The 13,778-nt window shown below is 32.4% G+C and carries 16 protein-coding genes; 13 read left to right on the forward strand and 3 right to left on the reverse strand.

The window, feature by feature from the left end:
* Positions 1-7: 7 nt before the first annotated feature.
* Genes ACLL8X_RS00920 through aat form a run of 12 tightly spaced genes read left to right on the forward strand, consistent with a single transcriptional unit; the run spans position 8 to position 11,034 of the window.
* Positions 8-901, forward strand: coding sequence for an aspartate carbamoyltransferase catalytic subunit (locus ACLL8X_RS00920; protein ID WP_411989073.1), 894 nt, complete (start codon positions 8-10; stop codon positions 899-901).
* The gene (locus tag ACLL8X_RS00925) at positions 895-2,616 is read left to right on the forward strand and encodes a M3 family oligoendopeptidase (RefSeq protein ID WP_411989074.1); all 1,722 of its coding nucleotides are present in this window, start codon (positions 895-897) and stop codon (positions 2,614-2,616) included. The genes ACLL8X_RS00920 and ACLL8X_RS00925 overlap by 7 nt, the downstream gene beginning before the upstream one ends.
* Positions 2,610-3,047, forward strand: a complete 438-nt coding sequence (locus ACLL8X_RS00930; RefSeq protein WP_411989075.1) for a hypothetical protein — start codon at positions 2,610-2,612, stop codon at positions 3,045-3,047. The genes ACLL8X_RS00925 and ACLL8X_RS00930 overlap by 7 nt, the downstream gene beginning before the upstream one ends.
* Positions 3,044-5,128, forward strand: a complete 2,085-nt coding sequence (locus ACLL8X_RS00935) for an ATP-dependent helicase (protein WP_411989076.1) — start codon at positions 3,044-3,046, stop codon at positions 5,126-5,128. Before ACLL8X_RS00930 ends, ACLL8X_RS00935 begins: the two co-directional genes overlap by 4 nt.
* On the forward strand, positions 5,125-5,943 hold the full coding sequence (truB, locus tag ACLL8X_RS00940) for a tRNA pseudouridine(55) synthase TruB (RefSeq protein ID WP_411989077.1): 819 nt from the start codon (positions 5,125-5,127) through the stop codon (positions 5,941-5,943). The genes ACLL8X_RS00935 and truB overlap by 4 nt, the downstream gene beginning before the upstream one ends.
* Positions 5,937-6,164 (forward strand): carbon storage regulator, encoded by a 228-nt coding sequence (locus tag ACLL8X_RS00945; protein WP_411989078.1) that lies wholly within the window; start codon positions 5,937-5,939, stop codon positions 6,162-6,164. The genes truB and ACLL8X_RS00945 overlap by 7 nt, the downstream gene beginning before the upstream one ends.
* Positions 6,161-6,922, forward strand: coding sequence for a 4-(cytidine 5'-diphospho)-2-C-methyl-D-erythritol kinase (locus ACLL8X_RS00950; protein ID WP_411989079.1), 762 nt, complete (start codon positions 6,161-6,163; stop codon positions 6,920-6,922). The genes ACLL8X_RS00945 and ACLL8X_RS00950 overlap by 4 nt, the downstream gene beginning before the upstream one ends.
* On the forward strand, positions 6,919-7,371 hold the full coding sequence (gene smpB, locus ACLL8X_RS00955; protein WP_411989080.1) for an SsrA-binding protein SmpB: 453 nt from the start codon (positions 6,919-6,921) through the stop codon (positions 7,369-7,371). Before ACLL8X_RS00950 ends, smpB begins: the two co-directional genes overlap by 4 nt.
* Before the next feature lie 10 nt (positions 7,372-7,381).
* On the forward strand, positions 7,382-7,984 hold the full coding sequence (locus ACLL8X_RS00960; RefSeq protein ID WP_411989081.1) for a thioredoxin domain-containing protein: 603 nt from the start codon (positions 7,382-7,384) through the stop codon (positions 7,982-7,984).
* Positions 7,984-8,274: an ATP-dependent Clp protease adaptor ClpS gene (locus ACLL8X_RS00965; RefSeq protein ID WP_411989082.1), complete on the forward strand. Its 291-nt coding sequence runs from the start codon at positions 7,984-7,986 to the stop codon at positions 8,272-8,274. Before ACLL8X_RS00960 ends, ACLL8X_RS00965 begins: the two co-directional genes overlap by 1 nt.
* A complete protein-coding gene (locus ACLL8X_RS00970) occupies positions 8,271-10,400 on the forward strand; it encodes an AAA family ATPase (RefSeq protein WP_411989083.1) in 2,130 nt (709 codons plus the stop codon). The genes ACLL8X_RS00965 and ACLL8X_RS00970 overlap by 4 nt, the downstream gene beginning before the upstream one ends.
* Positions 10,375-11,034, forward strand: coding sequence for a leucyl/phenylalanyl-tRNA--protein transferase (gene aat, locus ACLL8X_RS00975; protein ID WP_411989084.1), 660 nt, complete (start codon positions 10,375-10,377; stop codon positions 11,032-11,034). The genes ACLL8X_RS00970 and aat overlap by 26 nt, the downstream gene beginning before the upstream one ends.
* 151 nt (positions 11,035-11,185) lie before the next feature.
* On the opposite strand, the gene ACLL8X_RS00980 is transcribed toward aat, so the two are convergent.
* Together ACLL8X_RS00980 and ACLL8X_RS00985 are read right to left on the reverse strand one after the other, a co-directional pair.
* Positions 11,186-11,800, reverse strand: coding sequence for a MarC family protein (locus tag ACLL8X_RS00980; RefSeq protein WP_411989225.1), 615 nt, complete (start codon positions 11,798-11,800; stop codon positions 11,186-11,188).
* A 14-nt stretch (positions 11,801-11,814) separates the two neighbouring features.
* Positions 11,815-12,174, reverse strand: coding sequence for a methionine-R-sulfoxide reductase (locus tag ACLL8X_RS00985; RefSeq protein ID WP_411989085.1), 360 nt, complete (start codon positions 12,172-12,174; stop codon positions 11,815-11,817).
* Between the two features lie 86 nt (positions 12,175-12,260).
* Here ACLL8X_RS00985 and ACLL8X_RS00990 point away from each other — a divergent pair, with 86 nt between their 5' ends.
* Positions 12,261-13,058, forward strand: coding sequence for a ferritin-like domain-containing protein (locus tag ACLL8X_RS00990; protein ID WP_411989086.1), 798 nt, complete (start codon positions 12,261-12,263; stop codon positions 13,056-13,058).
* Here the strand turns inward: ACLL8X_RS00990 and pssA are convergent.
* Positions 13,049-13,777: a CDP-diacylglycerol--serine O-phosphatidyltransferase gene (gene pssA / locus ACLL8X_RS00995; protein ID WP_411989087.1), complete on the reverse strand. Its 729-nt coding sequence runs from the start codon at positions 13,775-13,777 to the stop codon at positions 13,049-13,051. The two genes, ACLL8X_RS00990 and pssA, sit on opposite strands and share 10 nt — an antisense overlap.
* Between the last annotated feature and the right edge of the window lies 1 nt (position 13,778).

Here is a 13,778-nt window from a genome sequence, read left to right on the forward strand (position 1 = left end):
CAAAAATATGCGTCATCTCATCACTACAAAGGATTTTAACAAACTCGAAATCCTAGAACTTTTAGGTGAAGCAAGAGAATTTTTAGATGAAAAGCCTAGAACTTTTCTTGAAGGAAAAAGCATTACGACTATTTTTTTTGAAAATTCTACACGCACCCTTTCATCTTTTGAAAGTGCTGCAAAAAGATTGGGCGCAAGGGTTTTACGCCTTGATGTTGCAAAATCAAGCTCAAGCAAGGGCGAAACCCTTTATGATACAGCTGCGATTTTAGATGCTATGGGTCCTAATGCTATCGTTGTAAGGCATGCAAACTCTGGAGTTCCTTCGATATTGGCAAAACACCTACATTGTCCTGTTGTCAATGCAGGAGATGGAAAGCACGCTCACCCCACTCAAGCCTTGCTGGATTTATTTACCATACACAACCACTTTCAAGGCGATATAGAGGGTAAAAAAATTTGCATAGTAGGCGATATTAAAAATTCTCGGGTGGCTAATTCTAACATAGAGCTTTTAAGTCGTTTTAAACTCGACATTAGCTTAGTAGCACCGCCGCATTTTATGCCCACAACTTCTCTTAAAAAATTTTATAAACTGGATGAAAAACTTATAGAAAATACGGATATTATTATGAGTCTTAGGACTCAAAGTGAAAGGCACAATAAAAGCATTTACGCCTCGCTTAAAGACTATGCGAATGATTTTTGCATTGAAAAAAATTTGCTTAAAGATAAAAAGCTTATTTTATTGCACCCCGGACCCGTAAATCGCAACATAGATATAAGCGATGAAATGATGGAAGATGAGAGAACTTTAATCTTAAAGCAGGTTAAAAATGGGGTGGCTATTAGAATGGCTGTGCTTAAAAAACTTATATTAGAAAAGGATGAAAGATGTTAGAATGGAATTTAAATGCTTTATTTCACAATGAAGAAGAATTGCAAAACTTTACGCAAAATCAAATCAAAAGAAGTTTAAGCTTCAAAGAATGCTATGAAAACAAGCTTCAAATGCTAAATAATAATGATTTTTTAATAGCCTTAGAAGCTTATGAGAATTTAAATCAAGCCTTGGGTAAAATTATGAGCTATGCTTATTTGCTTTTTGCTAAAAATACAAAAAAGGGTTCTTTTTACGCCAAATACGAAGAAGAATGTAAAAAAATAGAAGAAAATTTACTCTTTTTTGAGCTTGAATTTTGTCTTTTGTCTGATGAAAAAAGTAAAGAATTCTTAGATTTTTGTAAAAATTATAATTTTTATCTTGCTAATTTACTCCAAAACAAACGCTACAATCTTAGCAAAAACGAAGAACGCATTATGCTTTATCTTTCAAACACGGGTGCAAGTGCTTTTGGTAGGCTTTTTGATGAAAGTTTAAGTGCTTTAAAAATTCCTTTTGAAGGCAAAAAACTTAGCGAAGAAGAAATTCTAAGCAAATTACACGATGAAGATAGAAAAATACGCAAAAAAGCCGCTAAAAAATTTAGCAAAGCCTTGCAAAAAAATAGCAGACTTTTAAGTTTTATTATCAATATGATAAAAACAGAAAAAAAAAATATAAGCCTTTTAAGAGGCTATGAAAACGCTGAAATTTCAAGGCATATTAGCAATCAAATTTCACAAAAAAGCGTGGATGCTCTTATTGTGAGTGCTGAGAAAAATTTCAATCTAGTATCGCAATTTTACAAAAGAAAAAAACAAATTTTAGGCTTTAATGAGCTTAAAGACTATGATAGATACGCGCCCCTTGGAAAAGAAGCTCATTTTGATTTTAAGACGAGTAAAAACATTGTTTTAGAATCTTTTGGGGCTTTTTCTACGCAATTTTACGATATAGCTAAGAATGCCTTTGATAAGGGTTGGATTGATGTTTATCCTAAGGAAAATAAGCAAGGGGGAGCTTTTTCACATCCCACTACTGCTGATGCCCATCCTTTTGTTTTGCTAAATTACACGGGCAAAAGACGCGACCTTTTTACACTAGCTCATGAGCTAGGACACACCATTCATCAAAAACTTTCTTATAGTGTAAGCTATCTTAATCAAAACACCCCTTTAACCACAGCAGAAACCGCTTCAGTTTTTGCTGAGATGTTGGTTTTTGATTTCATTAAGGATAAGCTGAAAAAAGAAGAGCTTTTAGCACTTTATGCGGGTAAAATCGAGGATATTTTTGCAACTTTTTACAGACAAATTAATTTCACTTGTTTTGAAAGACGCTTACACGCACACGAAAATGAATTAAGCACTGAAGAAATCAATAAAATTTGGATGGAAGAATCGCAAAAAATGTTTGCTAATAGCGTAAAACTGACTAAAAATTACGCTTCTTGGTGGAGTTATATTCCGCATTTTATCCATACTCCCTTTTATTGCTATGCTTATGCTTATGCCCAGCTTCTGGTTTTAGCCCTTTATGGACTTTATAAAAGTGGAAAATGTGAGAATTTTAAAGAGCTTTATATCAAAATGCTCTCTTTAGGGGGCAGCGTGAGTCCAAAAGAGCTTGTAGGAATGTTTGGCTTTGATATAGAAGATGAAAATTTTTGGGAAATAGGCATAAAAGAAATTCAAAAACTCATTGATGAATTTATGGAGTTAAAAATATGCTAGAAAAAATTTTAGAAAATGAAAATTTTATCCATCTTATGCAAAAACATTGCTATGAAGTAATAACAAGCCTAACGCAAAACAATATAGAATTTTCCATAGTTGCGAACACAAAATTCATAGATTTTAACCCTGAGCTTCCCAAAGAGCTTGATGTCAAACAAAATCCTTACGCCCTTTTTGCCCTTGGAGGATATACCTTTGAATCCATAGAGTTAAATAAGGATTTCATTCAATTTCACGCTGGTTTTGGTAGCGATGATTTTGATAGTTTTGTCAGCATTGATTTAGGCGCTATCAGTCAAATTCAAGTAGAAAATAGTATAATCTTTGTGAATTTTAGTCTCTATAAACGCAAGGATGATAAGAATTTACAAAAATCTAAAAATATATTTTTAAACAATCCAAAAAATAAAGATTTTTTTAAAAAATGAAGCTATTTGAAGACTTAAATGAAAGTCAAAAAGAAGCCGCAAGTCATATTGATGGAGCTATGCTTATCTTAGCCGGTGCAGGTAGTGGTAAAACCAAAACCATCACAACCCGCTTGGCTTATTTAATCGGCGAAGTGGGCATTGCAGCTTGTAATACCCTTACTCTTACTTTTACAAACAAAGCAGCTAACCTTATGCGTCATAGGGCGTTAAATTTTCTACAAAATCATCATAATCCCTTATACAATCCCTTGCTTTGCACCTTTCACAAATTTGGACTTTTATTTTTAAAACTTCATTTTGAAAGATTGGAGCGTAAAAATAATTTTCTTGTGATTGACACAGATGATACAAAAAGAATTATCAAAGATTTAATCCTTGATAAAAATAAAGACAAGCCCTATGAAATTATGGGACATATTTCTCATTGGAAAAATGAGAGCAAAAGAGTAGAAGAGGTCTTTGAGGATTTAAATTTATTAAAAGAGCAGGACTTTGAAAAATATCAAAATATGTATAAAATGGCTAATTATTACCGCAGCTATGAAGAATACTTACTCAAACAAAATTGCGTAGATTTTGATGACCTTTTGCTTTTAAGCAACCGAATTTTAGAAGCCGATGAGAGCTTTGCTAAGGAGCAAAGTTTGCTTTATCATTATATTATGGTTGATGAATACCAAGATACCAATGCGTTACAATACAAAATTCTAAAAAATTTATGCAAAAGCCACGAAAATATCGCTGTGGTAGGAGATGATGACCAAAGTATTTATAGTTGGCGTGGGGCAAAGATTGAAAATATCTTAAATTTTCAAAATGAATTTAAAAATGTCAAGCTTGTCAAACTTGAGCAAAATTACCGCTCAGTAGGGACTATTTTACAAGCGGCAAATCAACTCATATCGCATAATGAAAAAAGACTGGGCAAAACCTTAATCTGCACTAAAGATGCAGGAGAAAGCATAAAAATTTTAAAAAACGAAAACGAAAAAGATGAAAGCTTACACATCGCACAAGAAGTAAAGAAATTGCTAAATTCTAAAGTAGAAGCTAAAGAAATTGCGATTTTATTTCGTGTCAATGCACTATCTAGGGCAATAGAAGAAGCCTTTATGAAAGAAAAAATTGCCTATAAATTGCTTAGTGGTATGCGTTTTTATGAGAGATTGGAAATCAAAGATTTAAGCTCCTATCTTAGACTTATTTTAAATCCAAGTGATGATTTATCCTTTAAACGCATTATTAACCGTCCTAAACGCTCCATAGGAGAAAAGGCTCTAAGGAAGCTAGAAGAATACGCCAAAAAACATCAAATTTCACTTTTTGATGCCCTATGTGAAAGTGAGGGGGGTGTGAGAATTTTGACAACAAAAAAAGCACAAAATGAAGCCAATGTTTTTATACAAAATATCCACACTTTAAGAAGCTATGATAGTGCAAAAAAAGTTCTTGACAATATAGAAGAATTATTTAAAATCAAAGCTTATTTTTCAGAGCAAGAAGATGGGGATGAAAGGGTTCGTAATTTAGATGAGTTTTATGCTAATTTAAGAGAAAAACTAAAAATGGAGCCTGATTTAAGCTTAGAAGATTTACTAAGCGAAATTGCCTTACTAAGCGACCAAGACGGCTTAGATGAAGAATGTGTTTGCTTGATGAGCATTCACGCAAGTAAGGGCTTGGAATTTGATTTTGTTTTTATCATAGGCTTTGATGAGGGCTTTTTTCCTTTAAATAGTGAAGAAAATCTCGAAGAAGAACGCCGTCTTGCTTATGTCGCTATCACTCGTGCTAAAAAATTTCTTACCCTAAGTGTCGCAAAGTCTCGTTTTCATCAGGGTTTGCGAATCAATGTAAATCCCAGTCGTTTCTTAGAAGAAAGCAGCTCAAATCATAAAAAATTAAAAACTCAAAATATACAAAAAACTACTTTTTGCAAAGGAGATTTAGTTAAACATAAAATTTTTGGCATAGGCAGGGTTGTTGAAGTAAGCAAAAGCACAGAAGAAAAACTTAAGATTAATTTTGGTGGCATAATGCGTGTGATTATGGCAAGTTTCGTGGAAAAAGCAATATGAATAAAATTTTTGTCGCCTTTAAACCAAGGGGTTTAAGCTCTAATGCCTTTTTAAGCTTGATAAAAAAGAAATATGGAGTGCAAAAGGCGGGGTATTCGGGCACTCTTGATCCTTTTGCTAAGGGAGTTTTAATCGTTGCATTTGGACAATACACCAAACTTTTTCGTTTTTTAAAAAAAACTCCAAAAAGCTATAAGGCGACTTTATGGCTTGGGGCTTCTTCTTTAAGTCTTGATGATAAGAATATACAAGAAATTCAAATTTTAAAAGAATTTAAGCTTGTAAATTTAAAACAAATCATCCATCAAATGCAAGGAAAGCTAAGTTTTATCCCCCCGCAATTTAGTGCCAAAAGAATCAATGGAAAGCGTGCTTATGAGTTAGCCAAAAAAGGCATAGAAGCCAATTTAAAGCCCTGTCAAATGGAAGTTTTTGCTTGTGAAATTTTAAGCTATAATCATCCTTTTTTAAATATAGAAATTAGCGTTAGTGAAGGAGCTTACATAAGGTCTTTTTGTGAGCTTTTTGCTGAAAAATTAGGTATTAAGGCTACTTTAAGTTCTTTAGAGCGTATTAAAGAAGGCGAGTTTGTTTATAATAATGAAAAAAGCTTAAATGTGCTAGAATACACTCATTTAAAGCCTAATTTTATTAAAGATTTAAGCAAACTTGAAAATGGCACTAAAATTTCCATTGAAGAATTGGAATTTCAAGATGAAGGAAATTATTATATTCAAACACAAAAATATTTTAGCGTAATTAGCATTAAAGAAAATGCGGTAAAATATCTTCTAAATAAGGTTGAAAAATGTTAATATTATCAAGAAAAGAAAATGAAAGCATCATTATAGGAGAAGGTATAGAAATCAAAGTGGTTCAAACAGGAAAAGGTTATGCCAAAATAGGCATAGAAGCTCCAAAATCTCTTATGATACTACGAAAAGAGCTTGTTTTGCAAGTGAAGGATGAAAATTTGCATTCTGTCGTTCAAAATGATGTCAAACTTGATGATTTGAGTAAAAAACTAATCAAATGAAAGCTTACGCTAAAGCCAATATTTTTTTAAAACTTAGCGGTTTTGACTCAAGAAAATATCATCTTTTAGAATCGCGATTTATACTCTTAAAAGACATCTTTGATGAGCTTGAGCTTGTGGATAAAACTTCTAGTGAAGAATTTGAAATCATTAGTAATTTTGAGTGTGAAAATAACATTATCCAAAAGGCTTATTGGCTACTTTCTAAAAGCTATGGCAAGGAATTAAAAGAATTATTTAGCAAAAAAAGCTTAAAACTCACAAAGAACATTCCCGTATGTGCTGGACTTGGCGGGGGAAGTAGTGATTGTGCGAGTTTTTTAAAACTAGTGAATGAGAGTTTGAATTTAAAACTAAGTTTGCAAGAGCTTATTGCCTTAAGCACACAGCTAGGAAGCGATATTGCCTTTTTTCTAAGCGGTTTTAACTCTGCTAATGTAAGCGGTTGTGGGGAAATTATAGAAGAATTTGAAGATGAAATACCCAATTTAGCTTGGACTTTTCCACAAATTTCTTGCCAAACTAAGGCTGTTTATGATGAATTTGATAAAGGAAGTTTTGATTTTGAAAAAAACAAAAAACAGGCTGAAATTTACAAAAAACTCAGCACAAAAGAATTACTAAAAAACTTTAAAAACAAAGAATTAAACGATTTATTAACTCCTTGTGCAACTTTATATCCTAAAATGAAGCCTTATTTAGAAGAAGATTTTTTTCTAAGTGGCAGTGGAAGTAGTGTTTTTAAGGTTGTCAAGTGAAAATTATTGCAAGAAATAAAAAAGCTTTATTTGATTATAGCATTATAGAACGCTTTGAAGCGGGGCTTGTTTTAAAAGGAAGTGAAGTTGTAGCCTTAAGAGCAGGTAGGGCAAATCTTAAAGACTCTTTTGTTCGCATTATTAAGGGGGAAATTTTTTTGCTAAATGCCCATATTTCTTTGCTTAGCACAACGCACTCTTTTTATAGACACGAAGAAAGAGCTGCTAGGAAGCTTTTGATGCATAAAAAGCAAATTGATAAATTGCTAGGTAAAGTAAGTGTCGAAGGATATACTATTGTGGCATTGGAGCTTTATTTTAATACAAAAAATAAAGTAAAAGCTAATCTTGCTTTAGCCAAAGGAAAAAATTTACACGATAAACGCGAAACCTTAAAGAAAAAACAAGCCGATTTAGAAGCTAGAGCTGCTATGAAAAATTATAAATAAAGGAAATTAAATGAAAAAAATTTTAGCCCTATTTTTAATCAGTTTAGCATTTTTTCTTAATGCTTGCTCCAAGGAAGAAGAAATTCAAAATGATTTTATGTTTAAAGAGTATCACAAAGGCGATAAAATAGTCTTAAATAGTGTAAATGGCGGAAGCAAAACCTTAATAAGAACAGATAAAGGTTTTGTAGTAGAAGCAGAAGAAGAAAAGGTTCTTATGTTTGATTTTTTCGGCACTTTTTGTACCCCATGCAAAGAAGAAGCCTTAGAACTTAGCAAACTTTGGAAAAATAATTCCAGTAAATTTATCATCATAGGGCTTACACATTTTGAAGATGTTAGCGATGAAGTGGTTAAAAAATTTGCAGAGGATTATGGGGCTTATTATTTTCTAAGCAATGGTAGCTCCAATGACCGCATTATTGCCCAAATTTTAAAAGACATAGATTATCAAAATATGGAACAACTTCCTTTTAAAGTCGTCTTAAAAAATGGAATTTATCAAAAAGTAAGCGATTATTGGAATAACAATGCTCCAACCAATTTTTATTTGGGTAAAATTCCCACAGAACTTATGCAAGAAGATTTAAATCAAATTTACAAAGGAAAATAATGCCAAAGCTTCAAATTTTAGAGCAAACAAAGCTTAGCGAACCTAAAATGTATAAGGTCATACTCTTAAATGATGATATAACCACTATGGATTTTGTCATAGAAATTTTAATGAATGTTTTTCATCATAATCTTGAAAAAGCTAGCCAAACGATGTTAGAAATTCATCATAATGGCTCTGGGGTTTGTGGCATTTACTCCCAAGAAATAGCACTTTCAAAACAAAAAAAAGTTATAGATGCAGCCAAACTTGCTAATTTTCCTTTACAAGCAAAGGTAGAAGAAGAATGAAATACCAAGAAACTTTACAAAAATACCTTGACAATGCCAAACACCTAAGCCTAATCAACCATCACGAATTCATCACTTGTGAGCATGTATTGTTTGCTTTATTAAAACTTAGCATTGATTTTAAGGATATATTTGAAGAATTTTCAGATGGGGATTTTGAGCTTTTAGAAGATGAATTAAAAAACTATATTTCTCAAAACAATCAAGCCCTTAAACAAGAAATCGAACCCCTAATGTCAGTTGTTTTAGATGAAATTTTATCTTCATGCAAAAACAATAAAGGCGAAATTAAAATCATAGATTTTATAGAAGAGCTGATACAAGATACAAGGGCATATTCGAGCTATCTTTTGAAAAAACATCATATCAAGCTTGAAAAAATTAAAGAGCTTAAAAATAGCCAAAATATTCAAAATCTAAATACCCACACAAGTGATTTAACGCTTTTGGCTCAAAATGGCAAGATTGACCCTTTAATAGGAAGAAAATTTGAGCTTGAAAGAATGATGCAAATTCTTTGTAGGCGTAAGAAAAACAATCCCATTTTAGTAGGAGAAGCGGGTGTTGGAAAAACGGCTATTGTGGAAGGATTAGCCCTTGCTATTGCCGAAAAAAAAGTTCCTAAAAATTTACAAAATGCTAGAATTTTTAGCTTGGATATGGCTAGCATACTCTCAGGTACCAAATACCGCGGGGATTTTGAAAAAAGAATTAAAGAAATTTTAAATGAGCTTGAACAAATACCTAATGCTATTTTATTTATCGATGAAATTCACACCATAGTGGGAGCTGGAAGCACAAGTGAATCGAATGCTGATTTTTCCAATCTTTTAAAACCAGCCCTTAGCAATGGTTCTTTAAAATGTATAGGTGCTACAACCTTTATGGAATACAAAAATAGCTTTGATAAAAACAAGCCCTTAAGCCGCCGTTTTGCTAAAATCAATGTAGATGAGCCAAGCGAAGAAGAGAGTCTAGAAATTCTCAAAGGCTTAAGAAGCAAATATGAAAATTTTCATTCTATAAAATTAAGCGATGAAATCCTCAAAAACGCTGTCGTTTGGGGTAAGAAATTTTTTAATGATAAATTTTTACCTGATTGTGCCATAGATTTGATTGACGAGCTTGGTGCGTCTTTTGCCCTGAGTGCAAAAACTAAAAAAAGTGCGAGTGTGAAGGATTTGCAAGAAGTTTTAGCAAAAATGACCCACCATCATAAAATGTTTGAATTTGACCAAAATAAAGCCTTAATGAATTTAAGCTCTAATTTAAAGACAAAAATTTTTGGACAAGATGAAGTTATAAATAGCCTTGTTGCAACACTTAAACAAAGTTTTGCAGGATTTAAAAATTCCAATACCCCACGCGGAGTATTTTTATTCACAGGTTCAAGCGGAGTTGGCAAAACTGAGCTTTGCAAAGCTTTGGCGGAATTTTTAGCCCTAAATTTAGAACGCTTTGATATGAGTGAATACGCAGAAAAACACGCTCTAAGCAAGTTAATAGGAAGTCCTGCTGGTTATGTGGGCTATGAAGAAGGCGGACTTTTAAGCAATGCTGTGCGTAAAAACCCTTTTAGCTTAGTGCTTTTTGATGAGATAGAAAAGGCTCATCCTGATTTAAGCAACACCTTTTTGCAAATTTTTGATAATGCAGAGCTTACTGATAATAGCGGTCTTAAAGTGGATTTTAAAAATACCATCATCATAATGACATCTAATTTGGGACTAAAAGAAAGTAATGAGCTTGGATTTTTAAGTAAAAATGAAGAAAAAAGCAATAGGGCTATTAAGGATTTTTTCGCCCCTGAATTTATCAACCGCATTGATAAAATTTTACATTTTAATGATTTAAATGATACAATCTTATCCAAAATCGTCCAAAAAGAGCTAGATGAAATTTCTAAAAATTTAAACAATATAAAACTACTAGCTGATGAAAAAACGAAAATTTATCTAGCCGAAAAAGCCTACAATAAAGAATTTGGAGTAAGGCTTTTAAAACGCATTATTGCCGAAGAAATAGGAGAGAAAATCAGCGATGAAATTTTGTTTGGCAAACTTAAAAAAGGCGGTGTAGCCAAAATCAAACTCGGTAAAAATGGAAAGCTTGAGCTTATATTCTAAACTGCTTAAAGCACCCAAAGACGCACCTGTCTTCTTAAGTGCTAATTTAGAAGCAAATTTTATCTTAAAAGCCTATCATTTTGGGCTTTTTCCTTGGACTAGTAAGCCTGTTGCTTGGTGGTGTCCTGATCCTAGATGTGTGCTATATCCTGATAAAATTCACATACAAAAAAATATGAAAAAATTTATCAATCTTTATCAAATTAGACTTGATTATGATTTTTTAAAACTCATTTCCTTGTGCCGCGATGAGCGTTCCAGGAGTTGGATTGATGATGAATTTATCACAATCTATCATCAACTTTTCACTCAAGGCTACGCACATAGTTTAGAGCTTTATGAAAATAATGAACTTATAGGTGGAATTTATGGTTTAATTTTAGGCAAAGTTTTCTTTGGTGAAAGTATGGTAAGTCTTAGAAAAAATGCGTCTAAAATTGCTATGATTAAACTTTGTGCCTTGTTAAAACCCTATGATTTTATCATCGATTGTCAAGTTTATAATAGGCATTTGGAATTTATGGGAGCTCAAAATATCACTAGAAAAGAATTTTTAAACATACTACAAGAAAAAACTCATCAAAAAAGCGGTTTTGAAAGCTTTAAAGCTTTAATCAAAAGTGATGAAGCCTAAATTTAAAACGGCTAATTTTAAACACAAAAATTTTAAGACAAGTGCTTGAAAGTTATTTTAAGACAACTCCTAAAGAATTTTAACTTGACTTTAGTCAAAAATATAGGCAATTTTAACAAAAATTTTTAAAAGCAAATTTTAAATTTAAGCTTTACAAATTAAATATATCTTTTAAACCCACAACAATCATCTTAAATCCCATAGCTACAATAAACACTTGGGCAATACGAGAAAAAACATGCAAGATAAGCTTCCCAACGATTTTTTCTATGGTGGCTGCAAAATGAAAGAGTATAAACATAAAAATAAAAACTATCATTACCCCGCCCAGTGCCACATCAAGCCCCTCATCTTCTGCTATAACCACGACACTAGCTAGAGTTCCGGGTCCTACTAACATAGGAAAAGCCATAGGAATTAAGCTTTGTTTTAAAATATCTTTCTCATCTAGATTTAAATTTTGCGTAGCCATTTTTGTTGAAAAAAGCAAATTTTTAACCGCCATTATAATAAGAATCAAACCCCCAGAAACCCTTAAATCATTTAATGAAACCCTGAAAATATAGTTCATAAACAAGCCACCTGTTAATAAAAACACCAAAACAATAGCCAAAGCTGTATAGAGTATGGTTCTAAAAAGTTTTTTTCTAAGCATTAAAGGCAAACCATCACTCATAGACAAAAATTGCGTTAAGTTGCCAAAAGGATTTAGCACAGCCAGTAAGGTAATAGCCGCAAAAAACATGGCATAAAGTTCAAAACTCACACTAGAAAACATCATCAATCCTTATTCTTAACAAATTCCAAAGAAATAGAATTGACACAATGCCTTACATTCTTAACAGAAAATCCTTCTCCTTCAAAAACATGCCCCAAATGCCCTTCGCAATTTGCACACACAATCTCCGTTCTAATCCCATCCTTATCAGGCACTCTTTTAACGGCTCCTTTAATCTCATCATCAAAACTTGGCCATCCACAATTTGATTTAAATTTATCTTGAGATTTATAAAGTGAAGCCCCGCATTGCTTACACTGATACACTCCTTTTTCGTAAAAATCATTATATTTCCCGCTAAAAGGTGCTTCTGTGCCTTTATTTAAAATCACTCTTTTTTCTTCTTCATTTAATTCTTTCATCATCTTTCCTTGTAAAATAATTTTGATATTATATAATTAAAATTTCCATTTTAAAGCATTAATTTTGTATTTTTAGAAAGGTTTTAATGCAAAAAGAATTTTTTAAAGAGCTTGAAAATATTTTATATCATAAGGATATAGCAGAGAAATTTTATAATTTTACAAATTTTTATGAAGATTTTAAAAGTGATAATTTTATCTTTAACCACGAAGGCTTAAGTATTTTTAAGAAAAATACAAATCCCACTCTTAGCGTAGCTCACCCCACTCGCATAAGAAGACCCAAACTGGCTAATTCAACCCAGGCTCTGGCTAAAATCATACATTCTATTGCGCATATAGAATTTAGCGCTATTAACTTGGCTCTTGATGCAAGTTACCGTTTTAAAAATCTGCCCTTGCAATTTTACAAAGACTGGCTAGAGGTGGCCGATGAAGAAATCAAGCATTTTGAACTTTTAAATTCCGCTTTAGAAGAGCTTGGCTATAAATATGGAGATTTTGTTGTGCATGATAATTTAGAGGCTGCCTTAGAGGCTACAAAGCATTCTTTAAGTTTTAGAATGGGGGTTGTTCATAGGGGTTTGGAAGCTAAGGGACTGGATGCAAATCCTTATGTGGTTAAAAAACTTCAAAGCTCTGATCATTCTATTAAAAAGCTCTTAATAGAATATCTTGATATTATACTCAATGATGAAATAAAACATGTTGCAAAAGGAGATACTTGGTGGAATTTTGCAAACGAAGATAAGTATGATTTTATAGAGCTTTGCAAAAAATTTAAGCAATTTAGCCTTGCAGGAAAAAAACTCAATACAGAAGCAAGAATGAAAGCAGGTTTTAAGCAAGAAGAATGCGAAGAGCTTGAAAAACTTTATTCTTGATTTCTTATTTTAAGCTTAGAAACAATGAGAGTATAACAAGCACGAATAAGTCCATAAAGCACATACAAACTGGCTAAAATAACCAAACTTTCAAGAGGGTAAAGATATAAAAATGAAAATATGATGATTAGCATAATGAGAACTTTTAACACGCTAGAGCGGTTAAAATCAAGTTTTTTAAAGCTTGGATAACGAATATTAGAGACCATTAAAAGCCCTAAAATTGCTTGAAGCACTAAAAAAACTACTCCATAAGCTTTTAAAAAATCATAACTAATAAAGGCATAAGTCCATATCGCACTGACAACAGCCGCAGTGGGTATGGGAAGACCTATAAAAACAGAAGGTTCATAAGTGCCAGTAGTTACATTAAATCTTGCCAAACGAATAGCTCCAAAAACCACAAAAAAAGCTGTGATTAAAGAGCCAAACTTCCCATAGTCATAACCTATAGCCATATAAAAAAGAATGGCAGGAGCAACCCCAAAAGCCACTATATCCGCTAAAGAATCAAACTCAACGCCAAATTTCGAAGTTGAGTTGGTAAGTCTTGCAACGCGTCCATCAAGCCCATCGCAAATCAAAGATAAGATAATATAAATCAGAGCTGAATAATAATTTCCGTGTATTGAAGCTATAATGGAAATAACGCCCAAAAAAGCCGAAGCAGCTGTGAAAAGATTAGGCAAAATATAAATGAGCTGGGGTCTGTTATTCATT

It is taken from the genome of Campylobacter parajejuni, from assembly GCF_046764905.1.
Lineage (GTDB): Bacteria > Campylobacterota > Campylobacteria > Campylobacterales > Campylobacteraceae > Campylobacter_D.

What these genes read in the sequence shown, in the direction of transcription:
- pssA (WP_411989087.1), bottom strand. Translation starts at nt 13,777, where the DNA reads ATGAATAACAGACCCCAGCTCATTTATATTTTGCCTAATCTTTTCACA.
- ACLL8X_RS00950 (WP_411989079.1), top strand. Translation starts at nt 6,161, where the DNA reads ATGAAAGCTTACGCTAAAGCCAATATTTTTTTAAAACTTAGCGGTTTT.
- ACLL8X_RS00920 (WP_411989073.1), top strand. Translation starts at nt 8, where the DNA reads ATGCGTCATCTCATCACTACAAAGGATTTTAACAAACTCGAAATCCTA.
- ACLL8X_RS00985 (WP_411989085.1), bottom strand. Translation starts at nt 12,174, where the DNA reads ATGAAAGAATTAAATGAAGAAGAAAAAAGAGTGATTTTAAATAAAGGC.
- aat (WP_411989084.1), top strand. Translation starts at nt 10,375, where the DNA reads ATGGAAAGCTTGAGCTTATATTCTAAACTGCTTAAAGCACCCAAAGAC.
- ACLL8X_RS00930 (WP_411989075.1), top strand. Translation starts at nt 2,610, where the DNA reads ATGCTAGAAAAAATTTTAGAAAATGAAAATTTTATCCATCTTATGCAA.
- ACLL8X_RS00990 (WP_411989086.1), top strand. Translation starts at nt 12,261, where the DNA reads ATGCAAAAAGAATTTTTTAAAGAGCTTGAAAATATTTTATATCATAAG.
- ACLL8X_RS00925 (WP_411989074.1), top strand. Translation starts at nt 895, where the DNA reads ATGTTAGAATGGAATTTAAATGCTTTATTTCACAATGAAGAAGAATTG.
- ACLL8X_RS00965 (WP_411989082.1), top strand. Translation starts at nt 7,984, where the DNA reads ATGCCAAAGCTTCAAATTTTAGAGCAAACAAAGCTTAGCGAACCTAAA.
- ACLL8X_RS00945 (WP_411989078.1), top strand. Translation starts at nt 5,937, where the DNA reads ATGTTAATATTATCAAGAAAAGAAAATGAAAGCATCATTATAGGAGAA.
- ACLL8X_RS00970 (WP_411989083.1), top strand. Translation starts at nt 8,271, where the DNA reads ATGAAATACCAAGAAACTTTACAAAAATACCTTGACAATGCCAAACAC.
- truB (WP_411989077.1), top strand. Translation starts at nt 5,125, where the DNA reads ATGAATAAAATTTTTGTCGCCTTTAAACCAAGGGGTTTAAGCTCTAAT.
- ACLL8X_RS00960 (WP_411989081.1), top strand. Translation starts at nt 7,382, where the DNA reads ATGAAAAAAATTTTAGCCCTATTTTTAATCAGTTTAGCATTTTTTCTT.
- ACLL8X_RS00935 (WP_411989076.1), top strand. Translation starts at nt 3,044, where the DNA reads ATGAAGCTATTTGAAGACTTAAATGAAAGTCAAAAAGAAGCCGCAAGT.